The following is a 16,296-nucleotide window of genomic DNA, read 5'->3' on the forward strand; positions in this document are numbered from 1 at the left end:
CGCCATCGCAACCCCCTTATCTGCAAGCAGAATAGCACCCGGCGGGCCGCGAGTCTGTCGGTAAGCCGACACAGCAACACGGCGCTCCCTTGCTTTCCGGCGCGGAAGGCTCATATGTCGCCGGCTCCAGTCGCAAACTGACGGTCTTTGGCGCTTTGCGGCTCCTTCTTCCTTCTCTCCCTGCAGCTGATGCCCGGGCGTGCCGGCAGTCGGTGCGCCCCGAAGAAGGAAGACCCTCAATGATCACCGGCACCGTCAAGTTCTTCAATGCCGAGAAGGGCTATGGCTTCATCCAGCCCGAGGACGGCGGCAGCGACGCGTTCGTCCACATTTCGGCCGTCGAGCGTGCCGGTATGCGTACGCTCGATCGCGACCAGCGTGTGTCCTACGAGCTGGAAACGGACCGGCGCGGCAAGACCAGCGCGGTCAATCTCCAGAGCGCCTGAACCTCGATGAGGGACGGGCCGGCCGTGCCGCGCCCGTCCTTTCACCTTCACACCGAGAGGAGCAGATGACGAACCAGGCCGATCATTATCGCACGCAGGCTCTTGCCGCCGAAGCGGCAGCCGAGGCTGCGACTCTCGACAATGTCCGTGAGCGCTGCCTGCGCTCTGCGGCGGCGTGGCACGAAATGGCCGCGCGGATCGAGCGGACGGACCGGATGCGCGCCGAGCGCACTGCCGCCGCGAACATCGCACAACCGATGAAAGTCGAAGGCTGAACGCCGTAAATTTCGGCTGCGACGGACAGAAATCGTTCCTCAGGCGTTACGCTCATGAAAGGAGCGTTCCCTTGGACGGACTGACCACCATCGAAAGAGCTTTCACCCTGGCAGAGACCGGCTCGTGCCGGACGGTCGCCGACATCCGGTCGCAGCTGAAGAAGGAACAGCGCGATTCGGTCGATGCGCATCTCGCCGGGTCTGTCATCCAGCGCCAGCTGAAGGAGCGGCTGACCGCCAAGCTGGCCAGCTAGGCTTCCTCGTTCCGGCTGCAAAGCCGGATTGGCTTTCGTCGCGCGAACGGCCAATGCGGTGCGGATGGCCGATCGAGAATCCCCACGGCCCGCGATGTCGCCGCTTTCGGTCCCGATCTTCCGGGCCGTCTGGATTTCGAGCATCGTTTCCAACTTCGGCGGGCTGATCCAGTCGGTCGGCGCGTCTTGGCTGATGATCGCACTGGGCGCGTCGCCGCAGCTGATCGCGCTGGTCCAGGCCTCGACGACGCTGCCGATCATGCTGCTGTCGCTGGTTGCCGGCGCGATTGCCGACAATCTGGACCGGCGCAAGGTCATGCTTTCTGCGCAGATCTTCATGCTGCTGGTATCGGCGGCGCTGTCGGTCTTCGCCTGGGCGGGGTGGCTGACGCCGTGGCTGCTGCTGGGCTTCACTTTCCTGATCGGCTGCGGGACGGCGCTGAACGGACCTGCCTGGCAGGCCTCGGTTGGCGACATGGTGCCGCGGGCGGCGCTGCCCGGCGCGGTCGCGATGAACAGCATGGGCTTCAACATCGCGCGCAGCGTCGGCCCGGCGATCGGCGGCGCGATCGTTGCCGCCGCCGGCGCCGCCGCGGCGTTCCTCGCGAACGCCTTCAGCTATATCGGATTGATCGCGGTGCTCGCCCGCTGGCGTCCGCATCCTATCGAAGGACGATTGCCGCCTGAGCCGATCGGCACGGCGATGATGGCGGGCGTCCGCTATGTCGCGATGTCGCCGGGCCTTCGCCTCGTGCTGATGCGCGCGCTTGTGTTCGGCGTCGCGGCGAGCGCGGTGCCGGCGCTGATGCCGCTGGTCGCGCGCGACCTCGTGGCCGGCGGGCCGTTGACTTACGGCCTGTTGCTGGGCGGCTTCGGGCTGGGCGCGATCGGCGGGGCGCTGGGCACGACCCGCCTGCGCACGCGCCTCAGGCCCGAAGGCGTGGTGCGCGCGGCGGTACTGGCGCTATCGGCCGGGGCGGTGGTCGCCGCGCTCAGCCGTACGCTGCCGATCACGATCGCCGGCCTGCTGTTCGCTGGCGCTGGCTGGGTGCTGGCGCTGTCGACATTCAATGTCTCGGTGCAACTGTCTACCCCGCGCTGGGTGGTCGCGCGCGCGCTCGCGCTTTACCAGATGGCCGCGTTCGGCGGCATGGCGGCGGGAAGCTGGCTGTTCGGCATCGTCGCCGAGGTGGACGGCGTCGCGACGTCGCTGCTCGTCGCCGCGGCGCTGCAGCTGGTGAGCCTGGTGCTCGGGTTCGTCTTCGCGCTTCCCGATATCGCCGAGCTCGACCTCGACCTGCGCGACTGGACCGCGCCAGTCACCAGCGTGCCGATCCTGCCTCGCAGCGGACCGATCGTGGTCACGATCGAGTACCGGATCGCGGCCGCCGACCTGCCGCGCTTCCTGGCCGCGATGGACGAGCGCAAGCGCATCCGCCGGCGCGATGGCGCCCGCCACTGGACGCTGCTGCGCGACCTGATGGAGCCCGAGCTGTGGATCGAGCGCTACCATGTCGCGACCTGGCTGGATTATGTCCGCCACAACCAGCGGCGCACCCACGCGGATACCGAGAACAGCCGTGAGCTGCTCGCGCTCCACCAAGGCGGAGGCGACCCGATCGTCCACCGCCGCATCGAGCGCCAGACCCGCGCCCCGACGATCAGCCGCGGCACGCTCGACCCGGAAATCGCCGACCCGCTGACGGACCCGAGCCGGTCGAGCTGACGGATGGAAGTGGCGGAGAGGGAGGGATTCGAACCCTCGGTACCGTTGCCGGCACGCCGCATTTCGAGTGCGGTGCTTTCGACCACTCAGCCACCTCTCCGCGAGATGCTTGGGGCCGTGGATCGGCGCCCGGTCGAGCGAAGCGGTGCCCCTAGCGGAACGGGAAGCGGGGCACAAGCGTCTGCTTGGCGGAGGCCCTTCGCCTCCCTAAATAGGCTCGGACCATGGACACGCCCTATCCCCTGGCCGAAACCGATGTGACTGCCCCGCCGATCGTGCACGCGCGCTTTTCGGTCGGCCAGATCGTTCGCCACCGGCTGTTCGATTTCCGCGGCGTGGTGTTCGACATCGATCCCGTCTTCGCCAATTCCGAGGAATGGTACCAGGCGATCCCCGAGGATGTGCGCCCCCCCAAGGACCAGCCCTTCTATCACCTGCTCGCCGAGAACTCGGACAGCAGCTACATCGCCTATGTGAGCCAGCAGAATCTGCTCGCCGATCCCGATGCGGCGCCGGTCCATCACCCGGCGATCTCCGGCCTGTTCGAGGCATTCCGCGACGGCCGCTATCAGCTCCGCCGCGAACACCGGCACTGAGCGGCGGCGCCTAGCTCGCCGTTTTCGCGTCGATCACTTTCTGCGGCCGGGCATCGGGCAGGACGGCGCGGAAATGGCTCTGGACGCTCTGATAGCATTCGCACGCGCATTGCTCGATCGCGCCGCGGTCGAGGATCACCATGCGTCCGCGGCTGTAGCTGATCAGGCCGCGTTCCTGCAGCACCCGCGCGACGCCGCTGACGGTGGTGCGCTGCACGCCCAGCATTTCGGCCAGATATTCCTGCGTCAGCGCGATCTCGTCCGAATCGACGCGGTCATGCGTGGTGAGCAGCCAGCGGCATAGCCGCGCGTCGATCGCGTGCAGCGCATTGCAGGCGACCGACTGCATCGTCTGGGCCAGCAGCGTGTCGGCGTAGCGGCTGAACAGGTCGCGGATCGCGCTCGACCGCTCCTTCGCGCTTTCCAATGCCGAGGTTTCCATCCTGAGGGCCGTGCCGCCGATCTGGACGACCGCGCGCGCGAAGGCCGGCTTGTTGCCGGCGCTGACGATGCCGCCGATCGCGCCTTCGCGGCCGATCGTCACGGCCTCGACCGCGCGGCCGTCCGCCATCGTCACGACCAGCGACGCGACCACGCCGGGGCCGGGGAAACAGGTGTGGGTGACGTCCTCGCCCGGCTCGAACAGTACGTCGCCGCGCGCCAGCAGCACGCTCGACATCGACGGTTCGAGGAAGGCTCGATCCGTCGGGTTCAACGACGCGAGCAGCCGGTTTCCCGCGAACTGAAGCGCTACATTCAGAGTCGCGCCATTGCTGCGGAAGTTGTTATTATCGTTACTCATACGCCCCCCGGCGCGACTGGCCCACAGCGGGCGCAGCCGATTGAGCAACGACTATCGCCACCTGATCGGCACGTCTGTCCGCGAGCCGACATAAGATGCCACATTCTGTGCCAAGCCGGAACAGAAATGCGGCCTAACGAGGAATTGGGGATGTTTGGAGACCTGGCGCCCTCAGCCGCGCTGGGCCTTGGCGGCGTCGCTGGCAAGTCGGTCGGCGCGTTCGTTGTCGGGATGACCGGCATGGCCTTTCACCCAGGTCCATTCGATGCGGTGGGGTGCGGCGGCGGCGATCAGCGCCTGCCAAAGATCGGCGTTCTTGACCGGCTTTTTGTCGGCGGTCTTCCAGCCGTTGCGCTGCCAGCCCTTCAGCCATTTGGTGAGGCCGTCCATCACATAGCGGCTGTCGGTCGACAGCTTGACGCGGCACGGGCGCTTCAGCGCGTTGAGGGCCTCGATCGCTGCGGTCAACTCCATCCGGTTGTTGGTGGTGGTCGGCTCGCCGCCGCTCAACTCCTTCTCGCGCTCGCCATAGCGGACGATCGCCCCCCAGCCGCCCCGGCCCGGATTGCCCTTGCACGCGCCATCGGTGGCGATCTCGACCAGCGGGAGTTCGTTCATGCGCGTGCGTAGTGGTCGAGCCGGCGCAGAAAGGCGAGGGGGTCCTTGCGCGTGACCAGCGCATCGGCGGGCGTGTTGAGCCAGTCCCAGGCGCGGGTCAGCAGGAAGCGCAGGCACGCGCCGCGGCCGAGGGCAGGGAAAGCGGCGCGCTCCTCGTCCAGCAGCGGATGCGCGGCGTCGTAGCCGGCGACCAGCGCATCGCCGAGCGCGGCGTCGTAGCGCGCGCCATCGGGGCTGAAGCACCAGGCGGCGTGCATCACCGCCAGGTCCCAGGCGCGGAGTTCGGTGCAGGAGAAGTAGAAATCGATCAGCCCGGTCACCCGGTCGCCCAGCATCAGCACATTGTCCGGGAACAGGTCGGCATGGATGACGGAGCGGGGCAGCGTGGCCGGCCAGTGCCCGTCCAGCCAGGCGAGCTCGTCCGCGACACGCGCGCCGAGACCCGGTGCGATCTTGTCGAGCTGATCGCCGCATCGTTCGGCGAGCGCGTGCCAACCGGAGAGGCCGAGGCTGTTGGGCCGCTCTCTGTCGAAATCCTGCAACGCCACGTGCATCTGTCCGAGCGCCGCGCCCGCGGATCGCGCCTGCGCGGGTGTCGGGCGGGTGACGGAAACGCCAGGCAGGAATTCGATCAGGCAGGCGGGACGCCCTGAGACGCGCTGGACCTGCCGGCCTTCATGGTCGGCGAGTGCCCGCGGTACCGGATTGCCGCTCGCCGCCAGATGATCGAGCAAGGCGATAAAGAAGGGCAGGTCCGCCTCGTCGACGCGCTTTTCGTAAAGCGTCAGGATGAAACGCCCGCCAGTGGTGTCGACCAGGTAATTGCTGTTCTCGACCCCCTCGGCGATGCCTTTGGCGGAAACGAGTGCCCCGACGCCGTAGCGCGCGATCAATGCCTCGAGCTCTTCCGTGGGGACCTGGGTGTAGACGGCCATGGCGTCCTGATCGGATAGCCGGGCGGAAAAGGGAAGCGCTGTAAGAGTCGCGGATCGCGCGGCAATCCTGTATGTCGGGCATCGGGAGGAGCGGGCCGATGGCGTCTCGTCTCTGGGCTGGCGAAGCTGCGCAGCGCACGCTCGTGCGCTGCTGGGGCGACTTCGCGATCGAAGACGGTGCGACCGGGGCCGATCTGCGCCCGCGCGGGCGCAAGGCGCGCGCGCTGCTTGCCTATCTGGTGCTTCATCCTGGCAAGGCGGTCAGCCGCGAGAAGCTGACCGGATTGCTGTGGGGCGACCGCGCGGAGGAACAGGCGCGGGGCAGCCTCAGGCAGACCTTGTTCGAGTTGCGCGATCTGGCCAATGGCGGCGGTCTGTTGCTGATAGACCGCGAGACCGTGACGCTCGTGCCAGACAGCGTGACGACGGATATCGATGCCATGCGGGCATTGTTGGACGCCGAAGATTTTTCCGCTTTGCTCGCGACGCTGCCGGACGGGGATGAATTGCTGTTCGCCAATCTGGACGGCATCGATCCAGGCTTCAACGAATGGCTGCGGGTAGAACGGACACGGCAGCGCGACCTGCTGGTCACGTTGGTGGCGGATGCCTCGGCCGGTGCACTGGCCGTCGGTCAAGCGCGCGCGGCGCGAGCGCTGCACGCGCGGCTGCTGGAACTCAACCCGGACGACCGCACGCCGGTGCCGGCCGAGTCCGACGCTCCAATGCCGCCAGCCAAACTCGCCGCGACAAAACCGCTGCGCAATTGGCGAGCCGTTGCTGTCGCGGGTGCGGTCCTTCTTTCGACCGGCGCGATCGGCGGCGCGATGTGGTTACGCGCCGACGCTCCCGTTGCTCAGAAACCAGATCGCGACGTGCGTGAGCTTTACGACGCGGCACATCAGATCATCTACCAGCGCAACGGCGACGAATTCCCGATGGCGACCCAGCTTCTGCGGCGGGCGCTGGCGCGTGCGCCGAACGATGTGCTCGTGATGGCCGATCTCGCGGCGATCATCGCCATGAGCAACCGGACCCCTGACGGCTTTGCCGAGGCCGAGCGCCTTGCCCGGCGCGCGATCCAGCTCGATCCGAACTCGGCGATGGCGAACGGCGTCCTCGGCATGGTACTGGGCTTCCAGTCGGATGAAGCGCGTGCGGCCGTCAAGAAGGCCGCCCGGCTTGATTCGAGCGATCCGCAAATCCAGTTCTGGTTGAGCAACGTCCTTGGCATCGAGGGCGATTATGTCGGACGACTTCAGGCGCTTCGCCGGGCGGCAGCGGCTGATCCGTTGTGGCATCGGGCCACGGGCTCGGCCGCGGTTGCGGCCTGGGAGCTCGGCAATAACGACGAAGCCGATTCCTATGTCGCCCGGCTGCGCGAGCGTGATCCGCGCCTGTCTTACCTGTGCGGCTATTCCGTCGATATGGCGCGGGGGGATTATGCCAGCGTCGTGCGCGATACGGTGGCGGCGCGCGCACGACTCACCGAGGCGGATGCTGCCGACTTCAAGCTTGGGATGGCGCTGCTGATTCTTGGTTATCAGCAGCCGGCGCGCTTGCTGCTGCGTCTGCCGCCTCCCCTGTGGCGCGTCGTCAGCGGGGCAGGGCCGGCACCCGGGGAGCTGGAACCGCTGCTGATCGCTGCGACCGTGGACGATCCTGCCGCTACTCTGGCGTTGACGGCCTTGCGCGAAACGCTAAGAGCCGGGCGAGCCGCCGAAATCGTTGCCGCCTATGACCGGCGCGTCGGCCTTCTGGCGGAGCTTGCAACTGGCAATCCGTCCAATGTGGACCTTATCACCCATGGGCTCCAGGTTGCGCTCGCCCTTCGGGCAATGGGGCGAGAACGGGAAGCAAACGCACTGCTGGGCAGGGCCGATGCCGCCATCCGACGGAGCTTCAGCCACGGTGCGGTCCCGAACTGGATGTATGCCGGCGCGTCGGGCGTGTGGGCGGCGCAGGGACGGAAAGAAGAAGCACTTGCGGCGCTGAAAACGGCGATCGACCGGGGCTGGCAATATACGCCGCTGACCCCGTTGCCGGACATGGCGGACATTCCGTCCTTTGCGAGCCTTCGCGGCGATCCGCGGTTCGAACAGCTCCGCCAGCGTCTGAAGGACCATATTCAGCGCGAAAGGCGCGCAGTCGGCCCGATTCCGGTTTAGGACAAAAGCGACATAAACACGCGCGTGGACACGATTTAACGCTCCTCTAACGCCTCTATGACGCTCGGCGGACTCCCGTTGGGCATGCTCCCGACTCGCGGCTCCATGCAGCCCGTGATCAGGGGAGTAGAACAATGAAGACGAGCGTAAAGACTGCGCTGGTGTTGGCGACGGCGCTGGCCTGGGCCGGGCCGGCCGGCGCGGCGATCACCGTCCACGACGATCCCGTTCTGTATTGGAACGACCTTGCCGTGAAGACCTTCGGCGGCAATCCGCTGACCCAGTCGCGGGCGGTCGCGATGGTGAACACCGCGATGTACGATGCCGTGAACCGCGCGTACAATGGCGCCGGCAACTACTATAATCAGGGCGTGACCGCGCCGGGCGGCAACGTCCGCGCCGCCGCATCGATGGCGGCCCACGACGTGCTGGTCGCCGTCGATCCAACGCATGCAAGCACATATGACGCCGCGCTGGCGTCGAGCCTTGCGCTGGTCGGCGCGGGAACGGCGAAAACAAATGGCCAGGCGACGGGTGCTGCCTATGCGGCCGCCATGCTCGCCAATCGCCAGAATGACGGCGCGACTGCCGTCGTCCCCTACACGCCGGGCACGGCGCCCGGCCAATGGCGACCGACGCCAACCGGCAATTTGCCCGCTGCGGCCCCGCAATGGGCCGACGTCAAGCCGTTCCTGATGACCTCGAACGACCAATTCCGGGCCGGTCCGCCGCCTGCGCTCACCAGCGCGCAATATACGGCCGCGTTCAACGAGGTGAAGGCGATCGGCGCCAGCAACAGCCTGACCCGCACCCAGGACCAGACCGACAGCGCCTTGTTCTGGGACATCTCGAACGGCATGACGTGGATCCGGATCGGGGTCGACGTGATCGCCGATGACCACCTCACGACGCTGAACAACGCGCGCGTGCTGGCGAAGCTGTCGACCGCCATCGCCGACTCGTTCATCTCGGTCTGGGACACGAAGTACGAGTATAGTTTCTGGCGGCCGATCACGGCCATTCGGGAGGCGGCAACCGACGGCAACGACGACACCGAGGCCGATGCGAGCTGGAGTCCCCTGTTCGGGACGCCCAATCATCCCAGCTATTCCTCGGCGCACTCGATCCAGTCGGGTGCCGCCGCGGCGGTGTTGCTCGGGCTCGTTTCCGATCAGGCCTTCTGCAACACGATCGGAACCGACATGCGGTGCTTCACCGGCCTCGCGCAGGCAGCGCAGGATGCTGCCGACAGCCGGTTGTGGGGCGGCATCCACTGGCGCTTCGACAATGAAGCCGGACTTGCCGCCGGCGGCGATATCGGCCGCTTCGCGCTGGCGCAGGACGCCTTCAACGGCGTCCCCGAGCCGGCGAGCTGGGCGTTGATGATCGCGGGCTTCGGCCTGGCCGGCGCGGCAATGCGGCGGCGAGCGTTGCGCGTCGCGTTCGTCTGACGCGAAAAGGGGCGGCCCGTCGCCGGACCGCCCCTTGCTTTTTCCTTCGGCTGGGGCCGTCACGGGACTAGGTCCCGTGACGTCGGTCGGCGCCAGGGCGCCGCCGGCCGGCCTTGCGGGCGTGCGATTGAGCGTCGCTAAATCGTCTCGCCCGCTGCGGCTTACTTGAGTTCCACCGTCGCGCCGGCTTCCTCGAGCTGCTTCTTCAGCTTCTCGGCCTCGTCCTTCGACACGCCTTCCTTGACGGCCTTCGGCGCGCCCTCGACCAGGGCCTTCGCCTCGGTCAGGCCGAGGTTGGTGATCGCGCGGACTTCCTTGATCACGTTGATCTTCTTGCCGCCGTCGCCGGTCAGGATGACGTCGAACTCGGTCTTCTCTTCCGCAGCGGCGGCGCCACCGGCGGCACCGCCAGCAGCCGGGGCCGCAACCGCGACCGCAGCGGCGGCCGAGACGCCCCACTTTTCTTCGAGCATCTTGGACAGGTCGGCCGCTTCCAGAACGGTCAGCGACGAAAGCTGGTCAACGAGGGACTGAAGGTCTGCCATTGGTATTCTCCGTATCTAAATGAGATTAAGCGTCTTCTTTGGCGGCGTAGGCGCCGAACACGCGGGCAAGCTGGGCCGCCGGTGCCTGAGCGATCTGCGCGAGCTTCGTCGCAGGCGCCTGAATGAGGCCCACGATCTTGGCGCGCAGCTCGTCGAGCGACGGCAGCGAAGCGAGTGCGGTCACGCCCGCCGGATCCAGGACAGTCTCGCCCATCGCCCCGCCGACGATCTCGAACTTGTCGGTCGTCTTGGCGAAGTCGGCGGCCACCTTGGCGGCGGCAACCGGGTCGTTGGAATAAGCGAGGCCGGTCGGCCCGGACAGCATCGTGCCGATGCTGGCATAGGGCGTTCCCTGGATCGCGATCTTCGCCAGGCGGTTCTTCGCCACCTGGTAGCTGGCGCCGGCTTCGCGCATCTTGTTCCGCAGGTCCGTCGACTGCTTGACGGTCATGCCCTTGTTCAGGGTGACGACCACAACGCCGGTTGCGGCAAAGGTGCCGTTCAGCTCTTCGACCAGCTCTGATTTTTGAGCTCGATCCATGCCATTCTCCTTTGTGGCGCACGGAAACGCTCCGTGCGCCGGCTCACTTGTCCGAGGGGAATGGTTGCGCGGCTTGGCGGCTCGGCCCATGGGCGGAGCGGCAGACCCGAAATCTCTTCCCCGTCTCGGCTGGAGATTAAGCCCTTCGCTTTCGCTCAGGACACCAGCTGTCTCGGACGGCAACGACGCGGGGCAGGCCCCATGTCGAAGCGCGCGCCTATAGCGATTTTCGTGGGTGGGTCAAGGGAACGGCTGGCCTTTGCCGCTCGTTCGGGGCTAACAGCGTAACGACCAGAACAAGGGAAGAGAAATGGCCGACACGCCCGCTCCGGAAAAGCCGAAACGCACCCGCACCGCCAAGCCGGCGGCTGCCAAGCCCAAGGCCAAGGCATTGAGCGCAAGCAAGACGAAGGTGGCGAGCCCGGCCAAGGCCGAAGGCGCGGCCAAGCCTGCCCCCAAGCGCCAGTCGCGCGCGCCCGCGGTCGAAAAGAAGAGCGCGGCGAAGCCCAAGGCGGCACCGCGCAAGGCGGCAGCGCCGAAGCCCGCGGCCGCTCCCAAGACTGCCGCCATTCCTCCCGCGGTCGAGAAGGCGGTCGACACCGTCAGGCGCGCCGTCGCCGAGGTGCCGCCGCGCACCGGCCTGTTCGCCGCTCTGGGCACCGCGGCGGTCGTGGCCGGCGCTTTCTTCGTCTGGCGGGCGTCGCGGGCGGAGGAGCCGCGCTACCAGACTGTCGAATCGGACAGCGCGATCGAGATCCGCAAATATCCGGCGCTGGTGACCGCCGGGACCGAGCATCGCGGCGAGCGCCAGGCGGCGCTGACCGAAGGCTTCCGCACGCTGGCCGACTATCTATTCGCCAAGTCGCGCGAGGGCGCCAAGCTGCCGATGACTGCGCCGGTGCTGTCCGACACCGACGGCGACGGCAGCTGGCGCACGCGCTTCGTGATGCCGACCGGCAAGGCGCGTGCGGAACTGCCCAAGCCGCCGTCCGGCGTCGAGCTGACTGCAGAGCCCGCGCAGCGGGTTGCGGTCATCCGCTTCTCCGGCCGCGCCGACGAGGCGACGCTGGCGGCGAAGGAAGGCGCGCTCCGTTCCTGGCTGCAGCTGCGCGGCCTGCCGAGCGAGGGCAAGGCGGTGCATGCCTATTACAATGCGCCGTTCCTGCCCGGACCGATGCGCCGCAACGAAGTGATGATCGCGCTCAGCGACGACGGCGGCACCGGGGCATGAGCCCCGCCGCCAAAGGCGCTTACTGGCCTGACCTGCTGCCCATCGAGACGGTGCGCTCGACGTCGTCGCGGCTGGCGTCGGAGATTTTCTGCCACTCCCTGGCGGTGTGACAGATTTTGCGGCCCTTGATCAGCGAGCCGGTCTCGATTTCCTTCCGGCAGATCTTCTTTTCCACGGGCCGTTCGGCCGGCGGCGTCGCTGCGGCTTGCGGAGAACCGGCCAGAAGAATGCTCGTCACCACTTCAAGCAACATAGATCAACCTCCTGTTGTTGACAGGCTTGATAACAAAGACGGCCGCGACATGCAAAAAAGGCCGGGGCGCGAACCCCGGCCTTTCGTTATTTGCCGTCGGTTGCCGATCAGACCGCCGCGACTTCGGCGACGTCGACCTTGATGCCCGGCCCCATCGAGGAGCTGAGCGCCACTTTCTTGACGTACTTGCCCTTGGCGCCCGACGGCTTGGCCTTCACGACCGCATCGACAAGCGCGTCGAAGTTCGCGCGCAGGTCTTCCGCCGGGAACGACGCCTTGCCGATGCCGGAATGGATGATGCCGGCCTTTTCGACGCGGTATTCGACCTGGCCGCCCTTGGCGTCCTTGACCGCCTGACCGACGTTCATCGTCACGGTGCCGAGCTTCGGGTTCGGCATCAGGCCCTTGGGGCCGAGCACCTTACCGAGACGGCCGACCAGGCCCATCATGTCCGGCGTGGCGATGCAGCGATCGAAGTCGATGGTGCCGCCCTGCACGGTCTCCAGCAGGTCCTCGGCGCCGACGATATCGGCCCCGGCCTCGCGCGCCTCGTCGGCCTTCGCGCCCTTGGCGAAGACGGCGACGCGGACGGTCTTGCCGGTGCCCTTGGGCAGGGTGACGACGCCGCGGACCATCTGGTCGGCGTGGCGCGGATCGACGCCCAGGTTCAGCGCGACCTCGATGGTCTCGTCGAACTTGGCGGTCGCATACTGCTTGGCGAGGCCGATCGCCTCGTCAACGCCGTAGAGCTTCTCTGCGTCCACGGCCCAATTCTTCTGCTTCTTGGTCAGCTTGGCCATGGTCTTAACCCTCCACCACGTCGAGGCCCATGGCGCGGGCGGAGCCTTCGATGATCTTCGTTGCAGCCTCGATATCGTTCGCGTTCAGGTCCTTCATCTTGACCTGGGCGATCTCGGCCAGCTGCGAGCGCTTGATGCGGCCGGCGGACGACTTGCCCGGCTCCTTCGAGCCCGACTTCAGGTTCGCCGCCTTCTTCAGCAGGAACGACGCCGGCGGCGTCTTGGTCTCGAACGAGAAGCTGCGGTCCGCATAGACGGTGATGACCGTCGGGATCGGCGCGCCCTTTTCGAGGTCGCCGGTCGAGGCGTTGAACGCCTTGCAGAACTCCATGATGTTGACGCCGCGCTGACCCAGAGCCGGGCCGATCGGCGGCGACGGATTGGCGGCGCCGGCGGGCACCTGCAGCTTGATATAGCCGGTGATTTTCTTTGCCATCTTACTCACTCTGTAGAGGACCGAGGGCATGAAGCCGCCGGCCCGTTTCAAGTTTAGCGGTCCAGACGGATGCCAAAGCATCCTCCCGCAGATTCCAGAGCTGTCGCTTGGAAGCGGGCGCCATTAGCGGAAAACGGGGGCGAAGGGAAGGGCGGCCGCGGTGGACATGGACGACATGGGCCATCCGGACGAAGTTGATGACATTCACATGGATTCCGGAACATTTTTCGGCCTGTCGAACGGCCGCGAGATATCGGGAGGGCGCGACCGGGGATGGGGACGATTCAGCATCCGGCGAGGCTATCGCGGCGCCAGTGGTGTAGGACAGGATTATTTGCCTGTTCCGCAGCCGCGGGCGTGTGGGGGAGCAGGATTACCGCGCCGGGACTGCCGCGTCGGGCGCCGGCATGCCGAAATCGGCGAAGCGCGCGTCGATGGCCGGAGCGAGCTTGCGGGCGGCGGCAAGGTCGGTGAGGGCGCCCGTGCGGTCGCCGCGGCGCGCCTTGACGAGCGCTCGGCCATAGAGCGAGGCGGGCAGGTCGGGCACGATCCTGAGCGCTGCGTCATAATCCGCCAGCGCCCCGTCAAGCGCGCCCATGCGCAGCTTGGCGAAGGCGCGGCTGTCGAGGATCGCAGCGCTGTCCGGCGCAAGCTTCAGCGCCGAATCGCAATCGGCGAGCGCGGTGTCGGCGGACACGTTCAACGTCGCCTTCAGCCAGCAACGCTCGTTGAGCACGCGCGCGTCGGCCGGATGCTTCGCGACCTCTGCGTCGGCGACACGGAGTGCTTCCTGCGGCTTGCCCTGCTTGGCGAGCAAACTCGTCTTTAGCGCGGCCAGCGCCTGCGCATTCGGATCGATCCGCTCGACGGCCGCGATATCGGCCTGCGCGCGCTCGAACGCGCGGTGTTCGATCGCGTCGGCAGCGCGGACCTGCAGGGCTGCCACCGATCGCGGATCGAGACGCAACGCGGCGTCGAGATCGGCCAAGCGTTTCGCGCGTTCCGTATCCGGCCACAGCGCTGCACGGGATATATAATAGGCGGCCTTAGGTTCCTTGCCGATCAGCAGGTCGAGATCGGCGCGCGCTTCCTCGCGCATGCCGAGGGCGGATCGTACCTGGACCCGGATCGTCCGAACGCGGGGATCGTCGGGATTCGCAGTGACGCCGCGATCGGCAGCCGCCAGCGCTTCCTCGCGGCGGCCGAGACCGAGCAGCGCCGCTGCCCGGATCGACTGGACAGGCAGGTCGGCGTTGAGCCGAAGCGCCGCGTCGAGATCGGCCAGCCCGTCCGCGAACCGGCCGAGCGCGACGCGAGCCGTCCCGCGCCCGACATAGGCGCGGTCGTCACCGTTGAGGATGCCAAGATTTTTCGTGAACGCCGTCTCCGCATCCGCGAAGCGGCCGGTGTTGAGTGCGAGCACGCCCTTCGCCCGCCAGGCGAGCGCCTGGTTTGCGTCCTTCGCAAGCGCGCGATCGGCGGCTGCCACCGCACTTGCGTCGCCCCTGTTGGCGAGTGCCAGCGCGCGGATCGAATTGGCGGTGGGTAGATCGGGATCGATCGCGAGCGCCGCATCGGCGTTGGTCAGGCTGGCCGCGACGTCGCCGCGGTCGAACAGAACGGCGCTCCGCGCGAGGTAAGCCTTGGCGAGCGCCGGTTTGTCGTCCTTCAGCGCCGCGATGTCGCCGTCCGTCGGCAGGTAATCCTCGGGCACGCGGACATAGACGCCGGTCTGGGCGAGCTCCAGCATCTTCGCGCGCGTTGCCTCTGCTTGCGCGGCCGGCAGTTCGGCTGCGAGCGCGCGCGTATCCGATTCCATCGTCACCGTGCCGCCATCGATCTTCACCGAACGGTGGAAGGCGTATAGGCCGCCGACGGTCTGATCCACGGCGCCGCCCTGCAGCCTGAAGCCGGCACCTGCATAGGGCAGCTTGATGGTCTCGCGGCTCTGCCACCAGTCGGGATAGTCGAAGGCGAACGGCGCATCCTTGTTGATCACGCCGTCGCGCGTCACGTCGATCTTCCAGCCGAGCCGGGCTCGATCGACTTCGTACCAGCGCGTGCCGACGTCGGCGGCCCAGTCCATCCGCGCGGTGCCGGTCATCGTGATCAAAAAATCGCCCGTGGCGGGATCGTCCCTGGTCGCGATCGCGGTTGGCGAGACGAAGTCATAGGTCTGGCGCCACAGCTTGCGGAGCTCCGCATCGCGGTCGGCTGCAGACAGGCCGGAGTATTTGACCCGCATGTCCACCGCCGTCTGGCCACGGAAACGCATTTCCGCATTGGCGGGGGCGGGCACGTCGATGCCGGCGCTCGCGTCGAGCGCCAGGCTGGTCGTCTCGGTCGGTTCGGACAGCGGTTCGGGCATCAGCGGCTCCAGCCCGGCGCCGCCGGACACGAGCGGAAGGCCGACAGCGTAGCTGGGCGTGCGGAGCTGGTCGAGGCGGCGGTCGCCGAAGCGGGTGCCGTCCATCCAATAGCTGCGGCCGCCAATGCGCGCCTCGACGATGGCATGATCGAACGCGCCCATCACCGGCAGCCGGTCGGCGACGAAATCGCCATATTGGGTGTTGACCAGTACCGGCCGCGCATCGATGCCGAGTTCACGCAGGATGGCGACCAGCAGCACCGTCTTGGCCTTGCAGTCCCCGAACCGGCGCGACCAGGTCAGCTCCGCGGAGGCGGGCACATAGCCGCCGCCGTTCATGCCGAGGAACAGGTAGCGGACCTTGTCCTGGACCAGGATCAGCGCCTGCTGCGCCCTGACCTTCGGGTCCTTACTGGCCGCTGCGATACGCGCGATCTCTGCCCTCAACGGGCTGTCAGAGGCAATCGCGCCGGCTTTGGCATAGAGCGGCTCAAATGCGCGCGATACCGACGCCCAGTCCGGGAATTCGCTGAGCTCGACTGCGTTGACGACGCGATAGCGCGACGGGGCGCCCTCGGGCGGGCGGCTGCTGGTGACGTTGCTGAGGTCGGAGACCAGTTCATGGGTCTGGCCGGAGCTGTCGAGCCTGGGGTCGATCACCCCCGGACGGGCGCGCCAGTCGATCTTCTTTGACGATGGCCAGAGCACGCGGATGCGGTTTCGCCCATAGGCGACGCCGTCCTGCGGCCCCAGCAGCAGCTCGGAACGGCCGCCCATCGACGGGTCGCGGTGCGTGCGGCTGAAGGCGAGATCAATGACGTCGCCGATGCGCAGACCTTCAGGCTGGAGCG

At 67.3% G+C, this 16,296-nt stretch carries 17 protein-coding genes and 1 tRNA gene; 8 read left to right on the forward strand and 10 right to left on the reverse strand.

Annotation, left to right across the window (positions count from 1 at the left end; translation table 11 throughout):
* Positions 1-239 precede the first annotated feature (239 nt).
* From VFT73_RS10730 to VFT73_RS10745, 4 genes are all read left to right on the forward strand, one after another.
* Positions 240-446, forward strand: coding sequence for a cold-shock protein (locus tag VFT73_RS10730; RefSeq protein WP_326410824.1), 207 nt, complete (start codon positions 240-242; stop codon positions 444-446).
* Positions 447-511: 65 nt separating this feature from the next.
* Positions 512-721 (forward strand): hypothetical protein, encoded by a 210-nt coding sequence (locus VFT73_RS10735; RefSeq protein WP_326410826.1) that lies wholly within the window; start codon positions 512-514, stop codon positions 719-721.
* 71 nt (positions 722-792) lie between these two features.
* On the forward strand, positions 793-975 hold the full coding sequence (locus VFT73_RS10740; RefSeq protein WP_326410828.1) for a hypothetical protein: 183 nt from the start codon (positions 793-795) through the stop codon (positions 973-975).
* Positions 976-1,039: 64 nt separating this feature from the next.
* Entirely contained in the window at positions 1,040-2,701 is a 1,662-nt protein-coding gene (locus VFT73_RS10745; protein WP_326410831.1) for an MFS transporter, read from the forward strand.
* A gap of 10 nt (positions 2,702-2,711) precedes the next feature.
* Here the strand turns inward: VFT73_RS10745 and VFT73_RS10750 are convergent.
* A tRNA-Ser gene (locus VFT73_RS10750) sits at positions 2,712-2,801 on the reverse strand.
* Between the two features lie 124 nt (positions 2,802-2,925).
* On the opposite strand from VFT73_RS10750, the gene hspQ reads away from it, so the two are divergent.
* Positions 2,926-3,297, forward strand: a complete 372-nt coding sequence (gene hspQ, locus VFT73_RS10755) for a heat shock protein HspQ (RefSeq protein ID WP_326410833.1) — start codon at positions 2,926-2,928, stop codon at positions 3,295-3,297.
* 10 nt (positions 3,298-3,307) lie between these two features.
* Here the strand turns inward: hspQ and VFT73_RS10760 are convergent, their stop codons facing one another.
* The 3 genes from VFT73_RS10760 to thrB form a co-directional block, all read right to left on the reverse strand.
* Entirely contained in the window at positions 3,308-4,099 is a 792-nt protein-coding gene (locus tag VFT73_RS10760) for a Crp/Fnr family transcriptional regulator (RefSeq protein ID WP_326410835.1), read from the reverse strand.
* Positions 4,100-4,270: 171 nt separating this feature from the next.
* Positions 4,271-4,717, reverse strand: a complete 447-nt coding sequence (gene rnhA / locus VFT73_RS10765; protein WP_326410838.1) for a ribonuclease HI — start codon at positions 4,715-4,717, stop codon at positions 4,271-4,273.
* Positions 4,714-5,652 (reverse strand): homoserine kinase, encoded by a 939-nt coding sequence (gene thrB / locus VFT73_RS10770; RefSeq protein WP_326410840.1) that lies wholly within the window; start codon positions 5,650-5,652, stop codon positions 4,714-4,716. The genes rnhA and thrB overlap by 4 nt, the downstream gene beginning before the upstream one ends.
* Positions 5,653-5,750: 98 nt before the next feature.
* Between thrB and VFT73_RS10775 the strand changes: the two genes are divergently transcribed.
* Complete coding sequence (locus tag VFT73_RS10775; protein ID WP_326410843.1) at positions 5,751-7,820, forward strand: hypothetical protein; 2,070 nt, start codon at positions 5,751-5,753, stop codon at positions 7,818-7,820.
* A gap of 857 nt (positions 7,821-8,677) precedes the next feature.
* Positions 8,678-9,271 carry a PEPxxWA-CTERM sorting domain-containing protein gene (locus VFT73_RS15305; protein WP_414712817.1) on the forward strand — a complete coding sequence of 198 codons (594 nt, stop codon included), beginning with the start codon at positions 8,678-8,680 and terminating at the stop codon, positions 9,269-9,271.
* A 161-nt stretch (positions 9,272-9,432) separates the two neighbouring features.
* On the opposite strand, the gene rplL is transcribed toward VFT73_RS15305, so the two are convergent.
* Together rplL and rplJ are read right to left on the reverse strand one after the other, a co-directional pair.
* Positions 9,433-9,816: a 50S ribosomal protein L7/L12 gene (gene rplL / locus VFT73_RS10785; protein WP_326410847.1), complete on the reverse strand. Its 384-nt coding sequence runs from the start codon at positions 9,814-9,816 to the stop codon at positions 9,433-9,435.
* Positions 9,817-9,841: 25 nt separating this feature from the next.
* Positions 9,842-10,357 (reverse strand): 50S ribosomal protein L10, encoded by a 516-nt coding sequence (rplJ, locus tag VFT73_RS10790; RefSeq protein WP_326410850.1) that lies wholly within the window; start codon positions 10,355-10,357, stop codon positions 9,842-9,844.
* Between the two features lie 310 nt (positions 10,358-10,667).
* Between rplJ and VFT73_RS10795 the strand changes: the two genes are divergently transcribed.
* Positions 10,668-11,588, forward strand: coding sequence for a heme-binding protein (locus tag VFT73_RS10795; protein WP_326410852.1), 921 nt, complete (start codon positions 10,668-10,670; stop codon positions 11,586-11,588).
* A gap of 19 nt (positions 11,589-11,607) precedes the next feature.
* Here the strand turns inward: VFT73_RS10795 and VFT73_RS10800 are convergent, their stop codons facing one another.
* The 4 genes from VFT73_RS10800 to VFT73_RS10815 form a co-directional block, all read right to left on the reverse strand.
* Positions 11,608-11,841: a hypothetical protein gene (locus VFT73_RS10800; RefSeq protein ID WP_326410855.1), complete on the reverse strand. Its 234-nt coding sequence runs from the start codon at positions 11,839-11,841 to the stop codon at positions 11,608-11,610.
* A gap of 107 nt (positions 11,842-11,948) precedes the next feature.
* Positions 11,949-12,641, reverse strand: a complete 693-nt coding sequence (gene rplA, locus VFT73_RS10805) for a 50S ribosomal protein L1 (RefSeq protein ID WP_326410857.1) — start codon at positions 12,639-12,641, stop codon at positions 11,949-11,951.
* Between the two features lie 4 nt (positions 12,642-12,645).
* Positions 12,646-13,077: a 50S ribosomal protein L11 gene (gene rplK, locus VFT73_RS10810; RefSeq protein ID WP_326410860.1), complete on the reverse strand. Its 432-nt coding sequence runs from the start codon at positions 13,075-13,077 to the stop codon at positions 12,646-12,648.
* Positions 13,078-13,450: 373 nt separating this feature from the next.
* The coding region (locus tag VFT73_RS10815) for a transglutaminase domain-containing protein (protein WP_326410862.1) at positions 13,451-16,296 on the reverse strand (2,846 nt) is incomplete at its 5' end.

This window comes from Sphingomonas sp., from assembly GCF_035758555.1.
Classification (GTDB): Bacteria; Pseudomonadota; Alphaproteobacteria; order Sphingomonadales; family Sphingomonadaceae; genus Sphingomonas_B.

What these genes read in the sequence shown, in the direction of transcription:
- VFT73_RS15305 (WP_414712817.1), top strand. Translation starts at nt 8,678, where the DNA reads ATGACGTGGATCCGGATCGGGGTCGACGTGATCGCCGATGACCACCTC.
- rplA (WP_326410857.1), bottom strand. Translation starts at nt 12,641, where the DNA reads ATGGCCAAGCTGACCAAGAAGCAGAAGAATTGGGCCGTGGACGCAGAG.
- VFT73_RS10800 (WP_326410855.1), bottom strand. Translation starts at nt 11,841, where the DNA reads ATGTTGCTTGAAGTGGTGACGAGCATTCTTCTGGCCGGTTCTCCGCAA.
- rplJ (WP_326410850.1), bottom strand. Translation starts at nt 10,357, where the DNA reads ATGGATCGAGCTCAAAAATCAGAGCTGGTCGAAGAGCTGAACGGCACC.
- hspQ (WP_326410833.1), top strand. Translation starts at nt 2,926, where the DNA reads ATGGACACGCCCTATCCCCTGGCCGAAACCGATGTGACTGCCCCGCCG.
- VFT73_RS10730 (WP_326410824.1), top strand. Translation starts at nt 240, where the DNA reads ATGATCACCGGCACCGTCAAGTTCTTCAATGCCGAGAAGGGCTATGGC.
- VFT73_RS10795 (WP_326410852.1), top strand. Translation starts at nt 10,668, where the DNA reads ATGGCCGACACGCCCGCTCCGGAAAAGCCGAAACGCACCCGCACCGCC.
- rplL (WP_326410847.1), bottom strand. Translation starts at nt 9,816, where the DNA reads ATGGCAGACCTTCAGTCCCTCGTTGACCAGCTTTCGTCGCTGACCGTT.
- VFT73_RS10735 (WP_326410826.1), top strand. Translation starts at nt 512, where the DNA reads ATGACGAACCAGGCCGATCATTATCGCACGCAGGCTCTTGCCGCCGAA.
- rplK (WP_326410860.1), bottom strand. Translation starts at nt 13,077, where the DNA reads ATGGCAAAGAAAATCACCGGCTATATCAAGCTGCAGGTGCCCGCCGGC.
- VFT73_RS10745 (WP_326410831.1), top strand. Translation starts at nt 1,040, where the DNA reads ATGGCCGATCGAGAATCCCCACGGCCCGCGATGTCGCCGCTTTCGGTC.
- thrB (WP_326410840.1), bottom strand. Translation starts at nt 5,652, where the DNA reads ATGGCCGTCTACACCCAGGTCCCCACGGAAGAGCTCGAGGCATTGATC.
- VFT73_RS10775 (WP_326410843.1), top strand. Translation starts at nt 5,751, where the DNA reads ATGGCGTCTCGTCTCTGGGCTGGCGAAGCTGCGCAGCGCACGCTCGTG.
- VFT73_RS10760 (WP_326410835.1), bottom strand. Translation starts at nt 4,099, where the DNA reads ATGAGTAACGATAATAACAACTTCCGCAGCAATGGCGCGACTCTGAAT.
- rnhA (WP_326410838.1), bottom strand. Translation starts at nt 4,717, where the DNA reads ATGAACGAACTCCCGCTGGTCGAGATCGCCACCGATGGCGCGTGCAAG.